This window comes from Citrobacter sp. RHBSTW-00986, from assembly GCF_013783065.1.
GTDB lineage: Bacteria > Pseudomonadota > Gammaproteobacteria > Enterobacterales > Enterobacteriaceae > Citrobacter > Citrobacter braakii.
Window position 1 is genome coordinate 2,041,255 of sequence record NZ_CP056200.1, and the last position, 22,166, is coordinate 2,063,420.

General features: G+C 53.2%; 16 protein-coding genes. 14 read left to right on the top strand and 2 right to left on the bottom strand.

Annotation, left to right across the window (positions count from 1 at the left end; translation table 11 throughout):
• Positions 1 to 73: 73 nt before the first annotated feature.
• The gene (locus tag HV345_RS10005; RefSeq protein ID WP_016153439.1) at positions 74 to 1,333 is read right to left on the bottom strand and encodes a dicarboxylate/amino acid:cation symporter; all 1,260 of its coding nucleotides are present in this window, start codon (positions 1,331 to 1,333) and stop codon (positions 74 to 76) included.
• A gap of 406 nt (positions 1,334 to 1,739) precedes the next feature.
• Between HV345_RS10005 and tar the strand changes: the two genes are divergently transcribed.
• The 14 genes from tar (at position 1,740) to HV345_RS10075 (ending at position 20,226) form a co-directional block, all read left to right on the top strand.
• Positions 1,740 to 3,395, top strand: a complete 1,656-nt coding sequence (gene tar, locus HV345_RS10010; RefSeq protein WP_046275660.1) for a methyl-accepting chemotaxis protein II — start codon at positions 1,740 to 1,742, stop codon at positions 3,393 to 3,395.
• 43 nt (positions 3,396 to 3,438) lie between these two features.
• On the top strand, positions 3,439 to 5,040 hold the full coding sequence (gene tap / locus HV345_RS10015; RefSeq protein ID WP_046275661.1) for a methyl-accepting chemotaxis protein IV: 1,602 nt from the start codon (positions 3,439 to 3,441) through the stop codon (positions 5,038 to 5,040).
• A 19-nt stretch (positions 5,041 to 5,059) separates the two neighbouring features.
• The gene (gene cheR, locus HV345_RS10020; protein ID WP_016153436.1) at positions 5,060 to 5,932 is read left to right on the top strand and encodes a protein-glutamate O-methyltransferase CheR; all 873 of its coding nucleotides are present in this window, start codon (positions 5,060 to 5,062) and stop codon (positions 5,930 to 5,932) included.
• Positions 5,929 to 6,978, top strand: a complete 1,050-nt coding sequence (locus HV345_RS10025; RefSeq protein WP_016153435.1) for a chemotaxis response regulator protein-glutamate methylesterase — start codon at positions 5,929 to 5,931, stop codon at positions 6,976 to 6,978. Before cheR ends, HV345_RS10025 begins: the two co-directional genes overlap by 4 nt.
• Before the next feature lie 18 nt (positions 6,979 to 6,996).
• Positions 6,997 to 7,386, top strand: coding sequence for a chemotaxis response regulator CheY (gene cheY, locus HV345_RS10030; RefSeq protein ID WP_016153434.1), 390 nt, complete (start codon positions 6,997 to 6,999; stop codon positions 7,384 to 7,386).
• 13 nt (positions 7,387 to 7,399) lie between these two features.
• On the top strand, positions 7,400 to 8,044 hold the full coding sequence (gene cheZ, locus HV345_RS10035; RefSeq protein ID WP_029139578.1) for a protein phosphatase CheZ: 645 nt from the start codon (positions 7,400 to 7,402) through the stop codon (positions 8,042 to 8,044).
• A gap of 487 nt (positions 8,045 to 8,531) precedes the next feature.
• Entirely contained in the window at positions 8,532 to 9,383 is an 852-nt protein-coding gene (locus HV345_RS10040; RefSeq protein ID WP_181636570.1) for a helix-turn-helix domain-containing protein, read from the top strand.
• Positions 9,384 to 9,489: 106 nt separating this feature from the next.
• Complete coding sequence (locus HV345_RS10045; protein ID WP_094761091.1) at positions 9,490 to 10,791, top strand: MFS transporter; 1,302 nt, start codon at positions 9,490 to 9,492, stop codon at positions 10,789 to 10,791.
• A gap of 24 nt (positions 10,792 to 10,815) precedes the next feature.
• A complete protein-coding gene (locus tag HV345_RS10050; RefSeq protein ID WP_181636571.1) occupies positions 10,816 to 13,482 on the top strand; it encodes an alpha-L-rhamnosidase in 2,667 nt (888 codons plus the stop codon).
• A gap of 140 nt (positions 13,483 to 13,622) precedes the next feature.
• Positions 13,623 to 14,774, top strand: coding sequence for a flagellar biosynthesis protein FlhB (gene flhB, locus HV345_RS10055; RefSeq protein WP_016153429.1), 1,152 nt, complete (start codon positions 13,623 to 13,625; stop codon positions 14,772 to 14,774).
• Positions 14,767 to 16,845 carry a flagellar biosynthesis protein FlhA gene (flhA, locus tag HV345_RS10060; protein WP_016153428.1) on the top strand — a complete coding sequence of 693 codons (2,079 nt, stop codon included), beginning with the start codon at positions 14,767 to 14,769 and terminating at the stop codon, positions 16,843 to 16,845. Before flhB ends, flhA begins: the two co-directional genes overlap by 8 nt.
• Positions 16,845 to 17,237, top strand: coding sequence for a flagellar protein FlhE (gene flhe, locus HV345_RS10065; protein ID WP_016153427.1), 393 nt, complete (start codon positions 16,845 to 16,847; stop codon positions 17,235 to 17,237). Before flhA ends, flhe begins: the two co-directional genes overlap by 1 nt.
• 262 nt (positions 17,238 to 17,499) lie before the next feature.
• Positions 17,500 to 19,086 carry an MFS transporter gene (locus HV345_RS10070; protein ID WP_103283733.1) on the top strand — a complete coding sequence of 529 codons (1,587 nt, stop codon included), beginning with the start codon at positions 17,500 to 17,502 and terminating at the stop codon, positions 19,084 to 19,086.
• Positions 19,087 to 20,226, top strand: coding sequence for a glycoside hydrolase family 105 protein (locus tag HV345_RS10075; protein ID WP_181636572.1), 1,140 nt, complete (start codon positions 19,087 to 19,089; stop codon positions 20,224 to 20,226).
• Here HV345_RS10075 and mrdA read toward each other — a convergent pair.
• A complete protein-coding gene (gene mrdA, locus HV345_RS10080; protein ID WP_181636573.1) occupies positions 20,198 to 22,117 on the bottom strand; it encodes a penicillin-binding protein 2 in 1,920 nt (639 codons plus the stop codon). The genes HV345_RS10075 and mrdA overlap by 29 nt on opposite strands.
• Positions 22,118 to 22,166: the final 49 nt, after the last annotated feature.

The window sequence follows — 22,166 nt, forward strand, 5'->3', positions numbered from 1 at the left end:
GCTATACCGTATCCGGCCTACAATGATTGCTGTTGTAGGCCGGATACGCGTAGCACATCCGGCAGATTTCCCCTTACGCTTCCCGCTCAACCAGCTCCGGTTCTTCTTCCAGTAAACCTTCATCTTGTGCCAGCATCGCCGTTGCAATCCCGTTACCTAATACGTTGATTGCTGAACGTCCCATATCCAGGAAGTGGTCAATACCCATCAGTAACAGAATCCCGGCAACCGGAATATTAAAGCTCGGAATGGTTGCTGCCAGCACCACCAGCGCAGAACGCGGCACGCCGGCAATCCCTTTTGACGCCAGCATCAGCGTCAGCATCAGGACGGTGATTTCTGCAAAGGAGAGGTGAATGTTATAGGCCTGCGCGATAAACATCGAGGCAAATGAACAGTAAACCATCGAGCCGACCAGGTTAAATGAATAACCGATAGGCAATACAAATGACACGATGTTGGGCGAGCAACCAAATTTGGTTAATTGCTCCAGCGTTTTCGGATAGGCGGCTTCCGAGCTGCTGGTAGTAAATGCGACCAGAACCGGATCTTTCAGCATGCTTACCAGACGAAAAACCTCTTTTTTCAGCATGACATAACCGACCGCCAGCAGAACCAGGCAGGTCAGCAAAATAGCCACATAGTAGCCGCCGATGAACGACGCATAGTTAAGCAGGATCCCCAGACCCTGGGTGGAGATAACGGAGGAAATGGCGGCGAAAATGGCCAGCGGCGCAACGTACATCACGTAGCCAGTCACCTTCAGCATAATGTGGGAGACCACATCCAGCGCGGCAACCAGCGGGGCATTGAACTTCTCACCAAGGGATGCGCCACCAATACCGAAGAACATCGAGAACACCACAATTTGCAGGATCTCATTGTTGGCCATCGCCTCGGCTATGCTGGTTGGGATGGTGTGAGTCAGGAAACCTTTCAGGCTCATGCCGCTCACGGCCAGGCCGGTATCAGTGGCTTCCAGCGGGATCGCCAGGTTCAGCCCGCTGCCGGGTTGCTCAAGAGAAACCACAAACAGACCGACCAGAATAGACAGTATGGAAGAGCTAATAAACCAGATCATCGCTTTGCCGCCTACGCGCCCGATGGTGGACGTTTCCCCCAGGCGCATAATACCAACGGTCAGGGTGCTGAATACTAAAGGTGCGATCACCATTTTAATCAGGCGCAAAAAGATGTCGGTGAGAAGCGTAATATTATCGGCCCAGGCGGTCACTACGCCGGGGGCGGCATAAGAGTGGATCACCGCCCCTGACAGGATCCCCGCCAGCATGAAGATCACGATAAACAACGTGAGTTTGTTTGCATTTGCCACTAAAAAGCCCTCAGTAAGGATTTAACATTTATTGTTCGGTTACTCATTTTTTATATTTATTAATTGGTAACTAAGTATTCATCATATAAATTGAATTAAAGCGCCAGCTGATACAACTTTTTTTAATTTTTTATCCATTTTGTTGTGGTGCAGAGGATATGTATTTGTGATCCTGGTCACGAAATAATGACTATTTCATCCAATATGACCGCGCCCACAGATAAATTTGAATGTTATTCACATGATAATTGTGACGTTTTTATGTGAATGATTTGTGGTTGCCGTACACCCGTCTTCCCCTCCTTCCGCGAGGCTTCACGTCCCTTCAGGATTTCCTTTTCGCAAACGTAAAGTTATCTCAGCGACTGCCGATAACGTTGATAACTCGTTTTCAGGAAGGTGCCTTATGTTTAACCGTATCCGCGTTGTCACAATGCTGATGATGGTGCTGGGGGTTTTCGCACTGCTACAGCTTGTTTCCGGTGGTCTGTTGTTTTCTTCATTGCAGCAGAATCAGCAAAGTTTTGTTATTTCTAACGATCTTCGACAGCAGCAAAGTGAACTCACCTCAACATGGGATCTGATGCTGCAAACACGTATCAATTTAAGCCGTTCTTCTGCACGCATGATGATGGACGCGTCCAACCAGCAAAGCAGCGCGAAAAACGATCTGCTGAAGAATGCGAAAGCATCGTTGGCGCAGGCCGAAACACATTACGCAAAATTTAAAAACATCACACCGTTACCCGAGATGGCAGAAGCCAGCGGCAACGTTGAGGAGAAATATCAGCAGTACCATGCGGCCTTAACAGAACTGGTTCAGTTTCTGGAGAACGGCAATATGGATGCCTATTTCGCGCAACCGACTCAGGGAATGCAAAACGCGCTCGGTGAGGCGCTGGGCAAGTACGCCAGCGTTAGCGAAAAGCTTTACGCTCAGGCATTCGATAAAAGTGCGCGGGATTACCATTTCGCCCAATGGCAGCTTGGCGTGCTGGCCGTAGTGCTGGTGCTGATTCTGGTGGTGGTGTGGTACGGCATCCGCCATACCCTGCTTAATCCTCTGTCTCGCGTCATTGCCCATATTCGGGAAATCGCCAGCGGTAACCTGACCGCGACCCTGGCCGTCAGCGGTCGTAATGAAATCGGCGAGCTGGCCAGTACGGTTGATCATATGCAGCGCTCGCTGACGGAAACCGTCACCCTGGTGCGTGAAGGTTCTGATGCGATTTATTCCGGGACCAGCGAAATTGCCAGCGGGAACACCGACCTTTCATCTCGTACTGAACAGCAGGCCTCTGCGCTGGAAGAGACCGCAGCCAGCATGGAACAGTTGACCGCAACCGTGAAGCAAAATGCGGACAACGCGCGTCAGGCCTCGCAACTGGCGAAAAGCGCCTCCGATACCGCACAGCATGGCGGCAAAGTGGTTGATAGCGTGGTGAACACCATGCACGAAATCGCCGATAGCTCGAAGAAAATCGCCGACATCATCAGCGTTATTGATGGTATTGCTTTTCAGACCAACATTCTCGCACTGAACGCGGCGGTTGAAGCGGCGCGTGCCGGTGAACAAGGCCGTGGCTTTGCTGTGGTTGCGGGCGAAGTGCGTAATCTGGCAAGTCGCAGTGCGCAGGCAGCGAAAGAGATCAAAGCGTTGATTGAGGATTCGGTTTCCCGAGTGGATACCGGGTCCGTATTGGTAGAAAGCGCAGGCGAAACGATGAACGACATCGTAAATGCCGTAACGCGGGTGACCGACATTATGGGCGAGATTGCCTCGGCCTCCGACGAGCAAAGCCGGGGGATTGATCAGGTGGCGCTCGCGGTATCCGAGATGGATCGCGTTACGCAGCAGAACGCCTCGTTGGTACAGGAATCGGCTGCCGCTGCCGCTGCTCTTGAAGAACAGGCCAGCCGCCTGACGCAGTCGGTGTCGACTTTCCGCCTTGCGTCACGTCCGGCGTCGGCTAAGCCGCGCGATACACGATTACCTGCAACGGCGGCCGCATCCTATCCGCGCCAGAACAATGAGCAAGATACGAATTGGGAAACATTTTGACTGATAGTTAAACCGCGGCCAGTGCCGCCCAATGGGAGCGTTGATGTTTAATCGTATTCGAATTTCGACCACGCTGTTTTTGATTTTAATCCTCTGCGGTGTTTTGCAGATTGGCAGTAATGGCTTGTCCTTCTGGGCATTTCGGGACGGTTTTCAGAACCTGAATCAGGTCGAACGAAGTAATCAGCAACGCGCTGCGCTGGCCCAAACCCGCGCTGTGTTATTACAGGCCAGTACGGCCCTTAATAAGGCAGGGACGCTGACCGCCCTGAGCTATCCGCCAGAGGATATCAACACGCTGATGACCCTCGCACGTGATAGCCTGGCGCAGTCTGAATTGATGTTTAAACGCTTTATGGCGACATCGGATACGACGGCACAAGGAAAGGCGCTGTTTGGCGCAACGGAGAAAAGTTTCAGCCAGTGGCACAGCGCTCTCGCGCATCAGGCCACCTGGCTTGAAAACAATCAGTTGTCAGATTTTCTGACCGCGCCGGTGCAGGCTGCTCAGGATGCTTTTGATGCAAATGTGAATGCGTGGCAGAGCAACATCGATCGCGTGTTGCAAACGGCAGGAGAGCAGAGCCAGCGAAATTACCATATGTCGGGGGTGATTTTCGCCACCATGGTGGTACTGGCGGCACTGCTCACCAGCGGTGCGCTGTACTGGTCGCGCAAGATGATTGTCCAGCCGCTGGCGATCGTGGGCAGTCATTTCGACAGCATTGCCGCGGGTAATCTGGCCCGGCCGGTAGCGGTTTATGGGCGCAATGAGATCTCAGCCATTTTTGCCAGTCTGAAGAAGATGCAGCAGGCACTGCGTGAAACGGTAAGCGAAGTACGCCAGGGCAGCTCAGCCATGCATAGCGGTATTTCAGAAATCGCGATGGGTAATAACGATTTGTCTTCGCGCACTGAACAGCAGGCGGCCGCGCTGGCGCAAACGGCAGCCAGCATGGAACAACTGACCGCCACCGTAGGACAGAATGCGGATAACGCGCGCCAGGCGTCAGGAATTGCCAAAAGTGCGGCAGATACAGCGCATAAAGGCGGCGAACAGACGTCCCGGGTCGCCAGCACAATGCATGAGATTTCCGCGAGCTCGCAGAAAATTGGCGACATCATCGGCGTGATTGACAGCATTGCCTTTCAGACCAATATCCTCGCGCTGAATGCTGCGGTTGAGGCTGCTCGCGCGGGTGAGCAGGGGCGTGGTTTTGCCGTGGTTGCGGGTGAAGTGCGCAATCTGGCAAGCCGTAGCGCACAGGCGGCGAAAGAAATTAAGGGTCTCATTGAGGAGTCTGTCACCCGAGTGCATCAGGGCTCGCAGTTGGTTGATATGGCAGCGCGCACCATGACGGAAATTGTCAGCTCGGTTACCCGGGTTAACGACATCATGGGCGAGATTGCTTCTGCTTCTGATGAACAGCGCAGAGGCATCGAGCAGGTGGCGCAGGCCGTCAGCCAGATGGACTCCGTGACGCAGCAAAACGCCGGGCTGGTGGAAGAAGCCGCATCCGCCACCGGACAACTTGCCATGCAGGCCGATAATCTTTCTGCCTGTGTCGCATTTTTTAAGCTTGAAGAGCAAACCGTAGCAAAACAAGAATTGGCGCAGCCGCAGGTTGTGCCCGTTGTATCCTGAATGTGATTGAGAAGGCGCTATGACATCATCTCTGCCCCCTGGGCAAACGTCATTATTGTTACAGATGACACAGCGCCTCGCGCTGTCTGACGCGCATTTTCGTCGGATATGTCAATTAATCTACCAGCGTGCGGGGATCGTACTGGCCGACCATAAGCGGGACATGGTTTATAACCGCCTGGTCCGCCGTCTGCGAACCCTGGGACTGGATGACTTTGGTCGCTATCTCAGCATGCTGGAAGCTAACCAGAACAGTGCTGAGTGGCAGGCTTTTATTAACTCCCTGACTACCAATCTGACCGCGTTTTTTCGCGAAGGGCATCATTTTCCAGTGCTGTCAGATCATGCTCGTCGGCGCAGCGGTGAATACCGAGTCTGGAGCGCGGCGGCGTCAACCGGAGAAGAGCCGTACAGCATTGCGATTACGCTCGCCGATACCTTAGGTATGGCTCCGGGCCGCTGGCGTGTTTTTGCCAGCGACATTGATACCGAAGTGCTGGAAAAAGCCAGAAGCGGCATCTACCGCCTTGATGAGCTAAAGACGCTGTCACCGCAGCAGCTACAGCGTTATTTCATGCGTGGCACCGGACCGCATGAAGGACTGGTACGCGTTCGGCAGGAACTGGCGGGGCATGTTGAATTTTCCAGCGTGAATTTACTGGATAAGCAGTACAACGTGCCAGGCCCCTTCGATGCCATATTTTGCCGTAACGTGATGATCTATTTTGATAAAACGACGCAGCAGGACATTTTGCACCGTTTTGTTCCACTTCTTAAACCAGATGGGCTGCTGTTTGCAGGTCATTCAGAAAACTTTAGCAACCTCGTGCGCGAGTTTAGCTTGCGTGGACAGACGGTGTATGCGCATGCGCCAGGTAAGGATAAAGCATGAGTAAAATCAGGGTGTTATCGGTTGATGATTCTGCACTGATGCGTCAAATCATGACCGAAATTATTAACAGCCACAGTGATATGGAAATGGTGGCGACGGCGCCGGATCCGTTGGTTGCCCGGGATTTAATCAAAAAATTCAATCCCGACGTCCTGACGCTGGATGTGGAAATGCCGCGCATGGACGGCCTCGACTTTCTTGAGAAACTGATGCGTCTGCGTCCGATGCCAGTGGTTATGGTCTCTTCGCTGACCGGTAAAGGTTCTGAGGTCACGCTGCGGGCGCTGGAGTTGGGAGCGATTGATTTTGTCACCAAACCACAGTTGGGGATCCGTGAAGGGATGTTGGCCTACAGCGAAATGATCGCTGAGAAGATCCGCACCGCGTCGCGGGCAAAACTGGCGGCCCACAAACCCATGACGGCACAGGTGACCTTGAAAGCGGGGCCGTTACTCAGTTCTGAAAAACTGCTGGCGATTGGCGCCTCAACCGGAGGAACAGAGGCAATTCGCCATGTACTCCAGCCATTGCCGCTTTCAAGTCCCGGTATTCTTATTACCCAGCATATGCCGCCAGGATTTACCCGCTCATTCGCCGAGCGTCTGAACAAACTGTGTCAGATCACCGTGAAAGAGGCTGAGGACGGGGAGCGCGTGCTCCCAGGGCATGCGTATATCGCCCCTGGTGACAAGCATATGGAACTGGCGCGCAGCGGGGCGAACTACCAGATCAAAATTCATGATGGTCCACCGGTTAACCGGCATCGACCTTCAGTGGATGTGCTGTTCCATTCGGTGGCAAAACATGCGGGGCGTAATGCCGTGGGAGTGATCCTGACGGGTATGGGCAACGATGGCGCCGCCGGAATGTTAGCGATGAACCAGGCGGGTGCCTGGACCATTGCGCAAAACGAAGCAAGTTGTGTGGTGTTCGGCATGCCGCGCGAGGCCATCAATATGGGTGGCGTAAGCGAAGTGGTCGATCTTAGCCAGGTAAGCCAGCAAATGCTGGCGAAAATCAGTGCCGGACAGGCAATACGTATTTGAATCAGGAGTTTATTTTTTATGGCGGATAAAGAGCTTAAGTTTTTGGTTGTGGATGACTTTTCCACCATGCGTCGCATCGTGCGTAACCTGCTCAAAGAACTGGGTTTCAACAATGTTGAAGAGGCCGAAGACGGCGTGGACGCGCTGAATAAGCTGCAGGCTGGGGGATTTGGTTTTGTCATTTCCGACTGGAATATGCCGAACATGGATGGCCTGGAACTGCTGAAAACCATTCGTGCTGATGGCGGAATGTCCGCCCTGCCGGTGCTGATGGTTACGGCGGAAGCGAAGAAAGAGAATATCATTGCGGCGGCACAGGCTGGCGCCAGTGGTTATGTCGTGAAACCGTTCACGGCGGCGACGCTAGAAGAGAAACTCAATAAAATCTTTGAGAAACTGGGCATGTGAGGGTGTGATAATGATGATGCAACCACAAATTAAACCTGCTGACGAACATTCAGCCGGGGACATCATCGCGCGCATCGGCAGTTTGACCCGAATGCTGCGCGACAGCCTGCGTGAACTGGGGCTGGATCAGGCCATTGCCGAAGCGGCAGAAGCGATTCCCGATGCCCGCGATCGTCTTGATTACGTTGTGCAGATGACCGCACAGGCGGCAGAGCGCGCGCTGAACAGTGTGGAAGCTTCGCAGCCGCACCAGGACGCGATGGAAAAAGGGGCCAAAGACCTGACCAAACGCTGGGATGAATGGTTCGAAAATCCGATCGAGCTGTCTGACGCCCGTGAACTGGTCACCGATACCCGCCAGTTCCTGGGTGATGTGCCAGGGCATACCAGCTTTACTAACGCTCAACTGCTGGACATCATGATGGCGCAGGATTTCCAGGACCTCACCGGTCAGGTCATCAAGCGCATGATGGATGTTATCCAGGAGATTGAACGTCAGCTGCTGATGGTTCTGTTGGAAAACATTCCAGAGCAGGGCGCTCGTCCAAAACGTGAAAACGAAAGCTTGCTTAACGGCCCGCAGGTTGACACCTCAAAAGCCGGCGTGGTGGCAAGTCAGGATCAGGTTGACGACCTGCTGGATAGCCTCGGGTTCTGATCCGTAGCGTTTTTATTTGCTGGCCCGGCAGGTGCTCGCCGCCGGGCATTCTAACCGATAACGGCTTGCGCGTTATCCGGCCTACAGATACCTATCGTTCTCTTTATTTACTATCCATTTTTACGGTGAAGTTGCCAGAACGGGTTCGCTCGCTGCATACCGAGCGCGGCGCTTCTGTGGATCCCGCAGGGTTATTGGGCCGCCAGTCGGCACAATGTGCCCTGCACTATGATTCGTACCCGGTTGAATGCCTGGATGACGTGGGTTCATCTGCACGGCGTATATCCTCTTTTTTATGCCATAACTTGGCGGTTATTTGCCGAAATGATGCTGAGGTCACAGCAGGTTACGCCTGAGTGACAGTGCGATATATAGACTTGTCATAATAATTGCAGTTAAATGGTTATCGGTGCAAGGCAATATATTATGTCAGTAGGTTATTTATCGATATCCCGAGTGTTTTTACTCGAATAGCGGCGGGGGAGATATGCGAATTTTACGTGAGAATGATTTTTTTCATTCAGAGCAACATGCGTTTTGTCTTTTTTCGATGAATAACCAATTAATGGAAGGTGTGCACGGGCATGATTTTGATGAACTGGTGATTGTCCGTAGCGGTAGTGGTTTTCATATTATTAATGACTTGGTTCGTTTTATCTGTCAGGGTGACTTTTTTTTAGTGACCGCTAACGATACCCATAGTTATGTTTCAACTAATAATCTGTCGGTTATTAATATATTGATTCGTCGCCCGCGCAGTTTTCATTTTTTACAACATATTGATAATTTGCTCGATTGTATAAAAGAAAAACTTCTACAGCCTACCGCGCTGGCGTTAACTCAGGGAGCGCTGGCGCGTATTGAGGTATTGAGCCAGGAGATAATCTCACGTAACGAGAGTAACTATGACGTGCTCTATTTTTCATTGTGTGAAGTCGCTTTGCTGAGCATCATCAACACACTTTGCCAGTGCGACCGCCAAACCGGGGCGCTTAGCCCTGATGAGCGAGGGCGGGCCAACCTGATCCGTATGCTCAAGACCAGTAGCTTGCGTCATTTAGACTGGAATGTGTTGAGTGATGATAACGGTGTCGCCAGGCGCACGATGTATCGCTTAATTAAGCGAGTGACCGGTTATACTCCGGTTAAATTCCAGATGTTGTATCGTGTATTAAAAGCTCAAGAATTACTGCGCACTACGGATAAAACCATCAGTGAAATTGCGGCACGTTGTGGTTTTATGAATGCGATCAGGTTGACTGAATCGTACCGACGGTATTTCCATTATCCTCCAAGCCATGAACGTGAACTTCATTCACGAGTTTTAATAGCGATTTAATTGTTAGGTTAATAACAATAAAAAATTATTACTACCATCCATCGTGACGGGGGTAGGCCATACGCTTATTTCTCGCCTTACTATCTGTAAATTTAAGGGAATCGTTATGTCAAAAAATAAAACACCTAACCCTTGGTATATTGGGGTGGTGTCTGGAATGGCATCATATATTGATTCGGCGGCTATTGTTTCCAGTGGTACAGCCTTAGTCATTTATCAAAAAACAATGGGTATTACTGCACTACAAATTGGCATTTTATCTGGATTATTAACGCTGAGTATTGCCGCTGGGGCTTTTGGTGGCGGTCGTCTTGGAGACCGTATTGGTCGTCGTAATGTTTTTATTATTACGATGGCGATGATTTTTATCGGCACGCTGGCGCTGGCCTTTGGTTTGAACTTCCCGTTCCTGGTGCTGGGCACACTCTTGGTGGGGCTGGCGACAGGGGCTGATTTACCTGTCTCTCTGGCGACTATCTCCGAAGCGGCGAACGATGAAAACCGCGGCAAGATTATCGGCTTGTCCAATTTACTCTGGCTGGTGGGAATTGGCGCCACGATGGGGATCTCCGCTATCGTCGGCGACTGGGGGCTGATTGGCGCGCAAATCATGTATATGCACGTTGGGCTGGTGGCGGTTGTGCTGATGATCCTGCGTTGGTCTATCCCTGAGTCGCCGCTGTGGTTGGCGGCAAAGGATGAACTGCGTCGTGGCATCGCCACCGTGCGGGCGCAGAAAACCGGCTGGCGCGATCTGCTCGAAGGCAAATACCTGTGGCCGTTTATCTCGCTGTGTATCTTTTATACCTTCACCAATCTGGCGGCCAATACCGGCGGGCAGTTTGGGGCTTATGTAGCGGTAAATGTGGTGGGCATTTCGGTCAGCACGCACTCGCTGTGGGGGCTGTTGATTCTGCCAGTGAGCGTGGCGTCTGGGTTGATGTTTATGCGCGTCGTTGATACCTCAAAACGGGTTCCATTCTTTATTTTTGGCGCGGTGATGATGTCCGGTGGTTATTTCGTGCCGGTACTGTTTAATTTCTCGCCACTCTCCTGGTTCTGCTGCCTGCTGTTTACCAATATCGGCACAGGATTTGCCTTCGAAGGCATCATGAAAGTGTGGGCGCAAGAGTCATTCCCCACCATGCTACGCGCCACCGCGCAAGGGGTGATTGTCGGTGTCGCCCGTCTGACCTGCGGCTTGTTGGCGTTCGTCACTCCTGTGCTGTTGAGCGCGGGGCCAGTGGTTCTTTATTGCCTGCTGACGGCGATTGTGGCGATAGGCATGGTGATCGGCTGGCTGTGCTTCCACGGCAAGCAACGTAATGAATTTAATGCAGAAACAGAAATGGTGGCGACGTCTGATAACGGACAGGCGTCGCACGATACTTTGCGGGCCAAAGCCTGAATATGAGCCACTGAGGGAAAAATTATGTTGGCAGTAGAAAAGATTACGCTCAACTATGAAACCACGCTGACGGGCTGCGAAACGCTGCCGGTTTTCGGCTGGATAATCACCAGTACCTTGCGCGATGTACAGCAGCGTAGCTGGCGTTTGCAACTGTCGGCGCAAGAAGATTTTGCCCAATGCCTGTTTGACAGCGGTGAAATGCACGATGACCGCTCCAGTAATATCGAATTGCCCGACGTCGCCTGCCAGCACTCGACGCGCTATTTTGTGCGGGTGCATATTACCGACAACCACGGTGAAGAGAGCGGCTGGAGCCCGGCGGCAACGTTTATTACCGGCCTGCCAGCGCAAGCGTGGCAAGGGGTGTTTATCTCGGCTGAAACGCCGCAGGATAAAGACAACTCAAAAGGCACGTTGTTGCGCCATGCGTTCAGTTTGCCCGACGGTGATGACATTGTTTCGGCGGTGGTACATGCCAGCGCGCTGGGGCTGTACCAACTGTGGATCAACGGCGAAAAAGTCGGGCGTGATGAGTTATCGCCCGGCTGGACGAGCTACCACCACCATCTGTTGTATCAAACCTGGGATGTGACTGAGCACCTGCGAGAAGGCGAAAACGTGATTGGCGCGATGGTGGGGGCGGGTTGGTATAAAGGGGATATGAGCTTCAACCGCTATCGCAACTATTACGGCCAGCAGACGGGGTTTATTTGCCATATGGTGGTGACGCTCCGCGATGGTAGCCAGCGGATAATCGCCACGGATGCACACTGGCAGGGCTGCGATGACGCGATTTTGTTTGCTGAAATTTATGATGGTGAAGTGTATGACGCACGTCGGGAGCAGCGCGGCTGGAGCGAGCCTGCGTTTAGCGCCGGGCATTGGCGTGCGGTGACGACGCTTGCGGCAGAGACTTCGGTGCTGCAACCGCAAACGGCCTGCCCGGTACAAGAAATAGAACGGCTTGCGCCGTGCTCAATCATCACGACGCCAAAAGGCGAGACGGTGCTTGATTTTGGCCAGAACCTCAGCGGCTGGGTGGAGTTTCGGGTGTGCGGTGCGGCAGGTGAGCGCGTGGTGCTGCGCCATTTTGAAGTGCTGGATGCCGAAGGCAATGTTTATCTGGCGAACCTGCGCACCGCCAAACAGTGCATTGATTACACCTTACGCGGCGATGGCGAAGAATGTTTTCACCCGCATTTTACCTTTCAGGGTTTCCGTTATGTGCTGATTGAACGTTGGCCTGGCACGCCGACGCGGGATGACTTTGTCGCGGTCGTGCTGCATTCCGCGATGACGCCGACGGGTCACATTGAAACCTCAAACGCGGATCTCAACCAACTGCATCACAACATCATGTGGGGGCTTAAGGGCAATTTCGTCGATATCCCAACCGACTGCCCGCAGCGCGATGAACGTCTGGGATGGACGGGCGATGCGCAAATTTTCTGCCGCACCGCGAGTTATCTGATGCAGACGCGCACTTTTTTTGCCAAATGGCTGACCGATCTTCAGCATGACCAAACGCCGGAGGGCGGTGTGCCGCACGTCATCCCCGATATCCTCACCGGCAAATGCGACAACGACCGCTTTTTATCCCACGGGCGCACCCATTCTGCCGCCGCCTGGGCCGATGCGGCGGTGATTAACCCATGGACGCTGTACCTGATGTATGGCGATAAACAGACGCTGGCCCGCCAGTACAAAAGCATGAAAGCCTGGGTGGAGTTTATGCATGACAACGCTGTTGAGAATCAGTGGTCGTGGAAACTGCAGTTTGGCGATTGGGTTGCGCTGGATGCCAAAGAGGGCAGCTATTTTGGCGCAACGCCGAATGAACTGACCTGCATGGCCTACTATGCGTTGTCCACGCTGCTGCTGGCGAAATCAGCCAAAGCACTGGGAAATGACGTTGATCACACCCATTATCAGGCGCTGCATACCGCGATTGTCGAAAGCTTCCGCAATGAGTTTTTTACCGCCACCGGGCGGCTGGCGGCACGCACGCAAACGGCGCATATTCTGGCGCTTTACTTCCAGTTAGTGCCGGACGCGCACCGCGAGCGCACCGTGCAAACGCTGCTGGAACTGCTGGCGGAAAATGACGGTCATCTGGTGACGGGGTTTGTCGGCACCCCCTATTTCTGTCACGCATTGAGCGAAAACGGGCAGGCCGACGCGGCGTGGCAATTACTGATGAAAGAGGACTTCCCAAGCTGGTTGTATCAGGTAAAGGCCGGGGCGACGACGATTTGGGAACACTGGGATGGCGTGAAACCGGATGGCACAATGTGGAGCCCGGACATGAACTCCTTCAACCATTATGCCTACGGGGCGATCGGTGAATGGCTGTATCGCGTGGCGGCGGGAATAAATACCGAAGAACACGCGCCGGGCTTTAAATCTTCGGTACTGCGGCCTATTCCGGGCGGTGGCCTGACATGGCTGAAAGCGCGATACGGCTCGGTATATGGTGATATTGCCGTCCACTGGACGCAGGAACCGGCGCGCGATGGCTTACAGTCCATCATCCTTGAGGTAGATATTCCGCCGAATACTCACTCAATGGTGATACTTGATGGCGCACAAACGCTGCTCGATACCGATGGCCTCGACTTCGCGCCAGTAGACGGCGGCTATAGCGCGCAGGTGGGATCGGGCCATTATCGCGTTATCTGGCAGCGCTAACCGCGTGGTTGTCACGGCAGCGTTCGCGCTGTCGTGGCAAACGAACGCTCGAATTCCTCTGTTTTCGTTTCGCTATTCGACGCATTGGCAATGGTTGCGGTCGCGATAATACTCGTGACCGTGACGACGAGAGTAATGCCGTGGCAGAAGAAAGCGACGACGACAAAACAGAAGCCCCCACACCCCACCGACTTGAAAAAGCACGGGAAGAAGGGCAGGTCCCCCGATCCAAAGAACTGACCTCACTGCTTATTTTGCTGGTGGGCGTGTGCATTATCTGGATTGGCGGGGAGTCGCTTGCCCGCAGACTGGCCGGTATGCTGTCGGCCGGATTACGTTTTGACCACAGTATGGTCAATGACCCTAACCTGATCCTCAGCCAAATCATCCTGCTGATTAAAGACGCGATGATTGCGCTGTTACCGTTGATTACCGGCGTCGTTCTGGTGGCATTAATCTCCCCGGTGATGCTTGGCGGCTTGATTTTCAGCGGTAAATCTCTGCAGCCCAAGTTCTCTAAGCTGAATCCGTTGCCGGGCATTAAACGCATGTTTTCAGCGCAAACCGGAGCGGAACTGCTCAAAGCGATACTGAAGTCCACGCTGGTGGGGAGCGTGGCCGGATTTTATCTCTGGCATAACTGGCCGGCGATGATGCGTTTGATGGCGGAATCGCCGATTACGGCGATGGGCAACGCCCTGGATTTAGTTGGCATGTGCGCACTGTTGGTGGTGCTTGGCGTTATTCCGATGGTGGGGTTCGACGTTTTTTTCCAGATTTACAGCCATCTGAAAAAGCTGCGCATGTCGCGTCAGGATATTCGTGACGAATTTAAGCAAAGCGAAGGCGACCCGCACGTTAAGGGCAAAATACGCCAAATGCAGCGCGCGGCCGCGCAGCGTCGCATGATGGCGGATGTGCCGAAAGCGGACGTGATTGTTACCAACCCCACGCACTATTCGGTGGCGTTGAAGTATGACGAGAACAAAATGAGCGCGCCGAAAGTTGTTGCCAAAGGCGCGGGGCTGGTGGCGCTGCGCATTCGTGAGATTGGCGCTGAACATCGAGTCCCTACGTTAGAAGCGCCGCCGCTGGCGCGTGCGCTATACCGTCATGCTGAGATTGGGCAACAAATACCGGGTCAATTATATGCCGCCGTTGCCGAAGTGCTGGCATGGGTATGGCAGCTAAAACGCTGGCGTCTCGCCGGCGGCAAGCGTCCACCACAACCTGAAAACCTTCCGGTGCCTGAAGCACTGGATTTCATGAACGAGAAGAATACTGATGGCTAATCTGGTCGCGATGTTGCGTTTGCCCAGCAACCTGAAATCCACGCAACTGCAAATCCTTGCCGGACCGATCCTTATCCTGCTGATCCTGTCGATGATGGTATTGCCGTTGCCGGCTTTCGTCCTCGATTTGCTGTTCACGTTTAACATTGCGCTGTCGATCATGGTGCTGCTGGTGGCGATGTTCACCCAGCGTACGCTGGAGTTTGCCGCATTCCCGACGATTTTGTTGTTTACCACATTATTACGCCTCGCCCTGAACGTCGCGTCGACGCGTATCATTTTAATGGAAGGACATACCGGCGCGGCGGCGGCGGGAAAGGTGGTTGAAGCTTTTGGTCACTTCCTGGTGGGCGGTAACTTTGCGATCGGTATCGTGGTCTTCGTTATTCTCGTCATTATCAACTTTATGGTTATCACCAAAGGTGCCGGACGTATCGCCGAGGTTGGCGCGCGCTTCGTGCTGGATGGTATGCCCGGCAAGCAAATGGCGATTGATGCGGATTTGAATGCGGGTCTGATTGGCGAAGATGAAGCCAAAAAACGGCGCTCGGAGGTGACGCAGGAAGCGGATTTCTACGGCTCTATGGACGGTGCGAGTAAATTCGTTCGTGGAGATGCCATCGCCGGTATTTTGATCATGGTGATCAACGTGGTCGGCGGTCTGTTAGTCGGGGTGTTGCAGCATGGTATGAGCATGGGTAGCGCAGCGGAAAGTTATACCCTGCTGACCATCGGTGACGGGCTGGTGGCGCAAATTCCTGCGCTGGTAATCTCCACCGCGGCGGGGGTTATCGTGACCCGCGTGAGTACCGACCAGGACGTAGGCGAACAGATGGTGACCCAACTGTTCAGTAATCCTAGTGTCATGCTGCTTAGTGCGGCGGTGCTTGGTCTTTTGGGTCTGGTTCCGGGCATGCCGAACCTGGTGTTTTTGATGTTTACCGCCGCGTTACTGGGTCTGGCTTGGTGGATGCGTGGTCGTGAGCAAAAAGCCCCGGATGAGCCGCAGCCGGTGAAAATGCCGGAAAACAACTCCGTGGTGGAAGCAACATGGAATGATGTACAACTGGAGGATTCCCTGGGGATGGAGGTAGGCTACCGCCTGATCCCAATGGTGGACTTTCAGCAAGATGGCGAGTTGCTGGGGCGAATTCGCAGTATTCGTAAGAAATTTGCCCAGGATATGGGTTTTCTGCCGCCGGTGGTACATATCCGCGACAATATGGATCTGCAGCCAGCCCGCTATCGTATTTTGATGAAAGGGGTGGAAATTGGCAGCGGTGACGCCTATCCGGGACGCTGGCTGGCCATTAACCCTGGTACTGCCGCCGGGTCACTGCCGGGCGAGAAAACGGTCGATCCGGCTTTCGGTCTGGACGCTATCTGGATTGAAAGCGCATTGAAGGAACAGGCGCAGATTCAGGGCTTTACGGTTGTTGAAGCCAGTACCGTTGTCGCCACGCACCTTAATCACCTGATTGGGCAGTTCGCTGCTGAGCTGTTTGGCCGTCAGGAGGCGCAACAGCTACTGGATCGCGTCTCGCAGGAGATGCCAAAACTGACGGAAGACCTGGTCCCGGGCGTCGTGACGCTCACTACGCTGCATAAAGTACTGCAGAACTTACTGGATGAGAAAGTACCGATTCGCGATATGCGCACCATTCTCGAAACGCTGGCTGAACATGCACCGCTGCAAAACGATCCGCATGAGCTTACCGCGGTGGTACGTGTTGCGTTGGGACGCGCCATCACTCAGCAGTGGTTCCCGGGTAATGAAGAGGTTCAGGTTATCGGCCTTGATACTCCGCTCGAACGTTTGCTTCTGCAGGCGCTGCAGGGCGGCGGCGGTCTGGAGCCGGGTCTTGCAGACCGACTGCTGGCCCAGACTCAGGAAGCGCTGTCTCGTCAGGAAATGTTGGGTGCGCCGCCGGTCTTGCTGGTCAACCACGCGTTGCGTCCGTTACTGGCACGCTTTTTACGTCGCAGCATTCCGCAACTGGTGGTGTTATCGAACATGGAGCTGTCTGACAACCGCCATATCCGTATGACGGCGACTATTGGAGGTAAGTAATGCGTAAATTACTGTGGTTGTTGTTTTTTCCTCTGGTAGCGCAGGCTGCCGGAGAAGGCGCCTGGCAGGCCAGCGGTATGGGGATTACTTTAAATCACCGCGGCCAGTCAGCCTCGTCTTCACCTCTGACGCCCAGCCAGCCGGTCTCGGGGTTGATGACGCTGGTGGCCTGGCGCTATGAGCTCAATGGCCCAACGCCCGCGGGTTTACGGGTGCGTTTATGTTCTCAGTCCCGCTGTGTTGAGCTGGACGGGCAAAGCGGGACCACCAACGGATTCAATAATGTTCCCGCCATCGAACCGATGCATTTTGTCTGGGAAGTACCCGGTGGCGGTCGCCTGATCCCCGCCTTACAGGTTCAGAGCAATCAGGTGATTGTGAACTATCGTTAACGCCTCCCTTCATTCCGGCCAGCAGCAGAAACTGCTGGCTGCTTCGCAATTCTAGTCCGCCTCTTTGATTAAATAGAAACGCTGTTTTATAAAATAGGTGACATACGTTGCCGGACTCTTTGTGCTGTTGCCATTTCACGAATATCCCTGGCAAAAATAGAAAGGTTTCACTTGCTGTTAGCTTTTACTGTGGCCCTGTAAGGAGGCCCAATGTCAAAGCGAGGATTGCGGGGCCTCCCAATAATGTGCAGGGGTAACGGCAATGAATACACGTAAAATTGGGTTGGTTAACTATTTTGCCTACGGTTCGGGGGATTTTTTAGGCGCAGGCACCACGGCGTTAACCGCGGCCTGGCTACTCTATTTTTACACGACGTTCTGTGGCCTGACGCCAATCGAAGCAACCTTTATCTTCGCTACCGCCAGGGTGTTGGATGCTGTTGTTAGCCCATTAATGGGTTTTTTAACCGATAACTTTGGCTCCACCTGGCTCGGCAAACGCTTTGGGCGACGCAAGTTTTTTATTCTGTTGGGGATACCCTGTGTCTTTAGCTACTCACTAATGTGGGTGGGTGATATGGGGTTCTGGTACTACCTGCTCACCTATCTGATTTTTGACGTGGTCTACACCATGATTCTGGTGCCATACGAAACGCTGGTACCCGAAATGACCGATGACTTTAAACAGAAAACCAAATTCTCCGGCGCGCGCATTTCGATGGCGCAAATGTCTGCCATTCTGGCCTCATTCTTACCTGGCGTTCTGCTGACGCTGTTTGGCAAGGACAACCCCGTCTCTTTTTTCTACGCCAGCCTGGTGTTTTCTGTGCTGTGTGCACTGATGCTGACCTTCGTCTGGTTCTTTACCTGGGAACGCCCACGGGAAGAGTGGACTGAGGCGGCGCTGCGAGCCGAAGAAGAGAAGAAAAGCCTGACCTTGAGTCAGAGTATGAACCGTTTATTTGTGGAACTGAGTTCAACACTGCGCATCCGTATCTTTCGCCAGCATTTAGGAATGTATCTTGGCGGCTATATTGCCCAGGACGTCTTTAACGCCGTCTTTACTTACTATGTGGTGTTTGTGCTGATGCAGGAAGCATCAATGGCGTCAAACCTGCTGGGTACGATGGCTATCTTCCAGTTTATTGCCGTTATCGCCATGATCCCATTGTGCATCCGTTTCGGACCTGCGCCGTCTTATCGCATGGTGGTCGTCCTGTTTGGCCTCAGTTCACTCTCCTATGCGGGGCTGTATTACGCCGGATTAAGCGATGTTTATTCTCTGTTGCTATTGGTTTCCGCCGTTGCGGGTTTGGGACGCGGTGGTATCAACTACGTTCCCTGGAATATCTACACCTATATTGCCGACGTTGACGAAGTGATCACCGGTCAGCGTCGGGAAGGGATCTTCGCCGGCATTATGACGTTAACGCGTAAAGCGTCGCAGGCGGGAGCGGTGATGCTGGTGGGGATTGTGATGCAGTTGTCTGGTTTTGTCTCCGGTCAGAGCGCACAGCCCGTGGCGGTCAGCCATACCATCCTGTTAATTCTGAGCTGCGGAACGCTGATTGTTCTGGCGCTGGGTTTCCTGGTTTCCTTGCGCTTCAAACTGAACCTGCAAACGCACAGCACCCTGCGTGAAGAGACAGCAAAAATGCGTGAGTCCGGGCAACCCGTGTTGGAAGGACTATCCGCTAAAGGACGCGCGACCGTAGAGATGCTATCGGGCATGCCTTATGAATCACTTTGGGGTAACAACAATATTGGTTACCTGAATCGTAATAAACCAGCGGCACCGAAACTGGAAAAGGGTGCTGTATTGAATTCGACATTGACAGAGGTTAAGTAAATGATTGTTTATCCGGTTAAACACAGCCCATTGTTGCGCCAGCCAGAACATTTTATTGCCAGGGATGAATTAAAAGCGTTGATCAAAAAGGTGACGCATAACCTGGTCAATATTCATGACGAGACCGGCGAGTTCTTGCTACGTCTGGATGACGGACGCGTTATTGATACCAAAGGCTGGGCGGGATGGGAGTGGACGCACGGCATCGGCTTGTACGGGATGTATCAGTATTATCAGCAAACCGGCGATGCCACGATGCGCGATATTATCGACAACTGGTTTGCCGATCGCTTTGCGGAAGGTGCAACGACCAAAAACGTTAACACCATGGCACCGTTTTTAACGCTGGCATATCGCTATGAAGAGACGCGTAATCCCGCGTATCTGCCGTGGCTCGACAGCTGGGCTGAGTGGGCAATGCATGATATGCCGCGTACCCAATTCGGCGGTATGCAGCACATTACGCTGGCGGAAGAAAATCACCAGCAGATGTGGGATGACACGTTGATGATGACGGTCTTACCGCTGGCGAAGATTGGCAAGTTGCTCAACCGTCCCGAGTATATTGAAGAGGCAACCTATCAGTTCCTGCTGCACGTGCAAAACCTGATGGATAAAGAAACGGGGCTGTGGTTCCACGGCTGGAGCTATGAAGGACAGCATAACTTCGCCAACGCTCGCTGGGCGCGTGGCAACAGCTGGTTAACTATAGTCATCCCGGATTTCCTCGAATTACTTGATTTGCCGGAAAACAATGCAGTGCACCGCTATCTGGTGCAGGTTTTGATCGCGCAAATCGCGGCGCTAGCGAAGTGCCAGGATGAAAGCGGACTGTGGCACACCTTGCTGGACGACCCGCAGTCGTATCTTGAAGCCTCGGCAACCGCTGGATTTGCCTATGGGATCCTCAAAGCGGTACGTAAACGCTATGTCGGACAAGACTATGCGGCTGTAGCCGAAAAAGCCATCAGAGGCATTGTGCAACATATTTCGCCGGAAGGTGAATTGCTGCATACCTCGTTTGGTACCGGGATGGGCCACAATCTCGATTTCTACCGCAACATCCCCCGGACCTCCATGCCTTACGGTCAGGCAATGGCGATGCTGTGCCTTACCGAATACTTGCGTAAGTATTTTTGATATCGGTGTCCGATGGCGTTGCGGCTATCGGACCCGCTTGAGCATCGTCGCCCTGCGCAGCAAACAGATGATCCATGATTTGACGCATGACTGGTGCGGCGGTGACGCCATCGCTGCCGCCGTTTTCCAGAATTAACGCTATGGCGACTTTTGGGTTCTTATATGGCGCAAATGCGGTATAGAACACGTGGTCGCGCAGACGCACGGGGATCATTTTCGCATCGTAGGTCTGATTTTCTTTCAGGCTAAAGACCTGTGATGTGCCACTTTTCGCTGCAATGCCGTAAGGCGCGGTGTGAAAGAACTTATAACCGGTACCGTTTGGCTCATTCGCCATGCCGAACATCGCTTGACGCACCAGTCCCCAGTAGGAGGACGAAGCAGAGGCAATTTGTGACGGTGCTTCGGGAGCCTGATACGGCGTGATGACTTTTCCGCTCTCTTCATCACGTAGCAGGTGAGGGGCGATAACCTTGCCGTTGTTAATCAGCGCGACCATGGCTTTTACCATCTGGATCGGCGTGGCAATCCAGTAGCCCTGGCCGATGCCAACCGAAATGGTATCTCCCTGATACCAGGCTTTTTTATGCACTTTCTGCTTCCATTCGCGGCTCGGGAGCAGGCCGTTATACTCCTCACCAAGATCGATGCCGGTCGGCTTGCCATAGCCAAACTGGCTGAGCATGCTGTTAATACGGTCAATCCCCATCATATACGCCACCTGATAAAAGAATGTGTCGGCAGATTCTTCAATTGCTTTGGTGACATCCAGCATACCGTGGCCCGTTTTTTTCCAGTCACGGTAATGTCGCTCGGTGCCGGGGAGCGTCCAGGTGGGGGCGCCGAAGAAACGGGTCTGCGGCGTGATCACGCCGTCCAGTAACGCTGACATCGCCATATACGGTTTGACCGTGGAGGCGGGAGGATACAACCCCTGCGTGACGCGGTTGATTAACGGCAGGTCCTTATCCTGAAGCAGCTTGTTATAGTCCTGATAGCTGATACCTTTGACAAACGGGTTGGGGTCATAGCTGGGATTCGAAACCATTGCCAGCACGGAACCGTCATGCGGATCCTCAACCAAAACGGCGGCCCGCTGGCCCACCAACAGACTCTCAATATATTGCTGTAAATGGAGGTCCAGCGTCAGATGGATATCTTTTCCGGCAACGGGCGGCACATCTTTGATCAGGCGTACGATGCGTCCGTGGTTATCAACTTCGACCTCCTGATAACCGGTTTTCCCATGCAGTTCATTTTCATAGTAGTGCTCGATACCCTGCTTACCGATGTTGTGATCGGCGGCGTAGTTCTCTGTCAGGCCTTTTTGATCCAGCGCTTTCAGGTCGTTGTCATTGATTTTTGACACATAGCCAAGGACATGTGCCAGCGCTGCGCCATAAGGGTACTGGCGGTCTTCATAGCTATTGATATTGACGCCGCTGAAATGAAACTGGTTAACCGAGAAGCGGGCGATTTCCACATCGGTCAGCGCATTTTTTAGCACGACCGGGCGATAGCGGCTGCTGGCTTTCAGCGCATGGCGAAACTGGTCAATGTCATCAGGAGTGAGGTCAATGATAGGCGTGAGCTGCCTGATCAGGGCATTCATATCACTGATTTTATAAGGCGTAACGGAAATGTCGTACCAGGTTACGTTGCGCACCAGCGGGATGTCGTTGCGATCGTAAATCATGCCACGCGTCGGGGCCACGGGCAGCATTTTGATGTCGTTTGCATTTGAGCGGGTGGTGTAATACTGGTGCTGACAGATTTGTAAGTTGTAGAGATTGTAAATCAGGATGCCAAAGCAGATGACCACCAGGCCAAAGGCCACCAATACACGCCGCTGGAAGAGTTTTTCCTCCGTCTCAAAATCTCTGAATGTCATTGACCCGTACCCGATTAATTCGCCGCCTCATGATACGGAGGCTTAAACG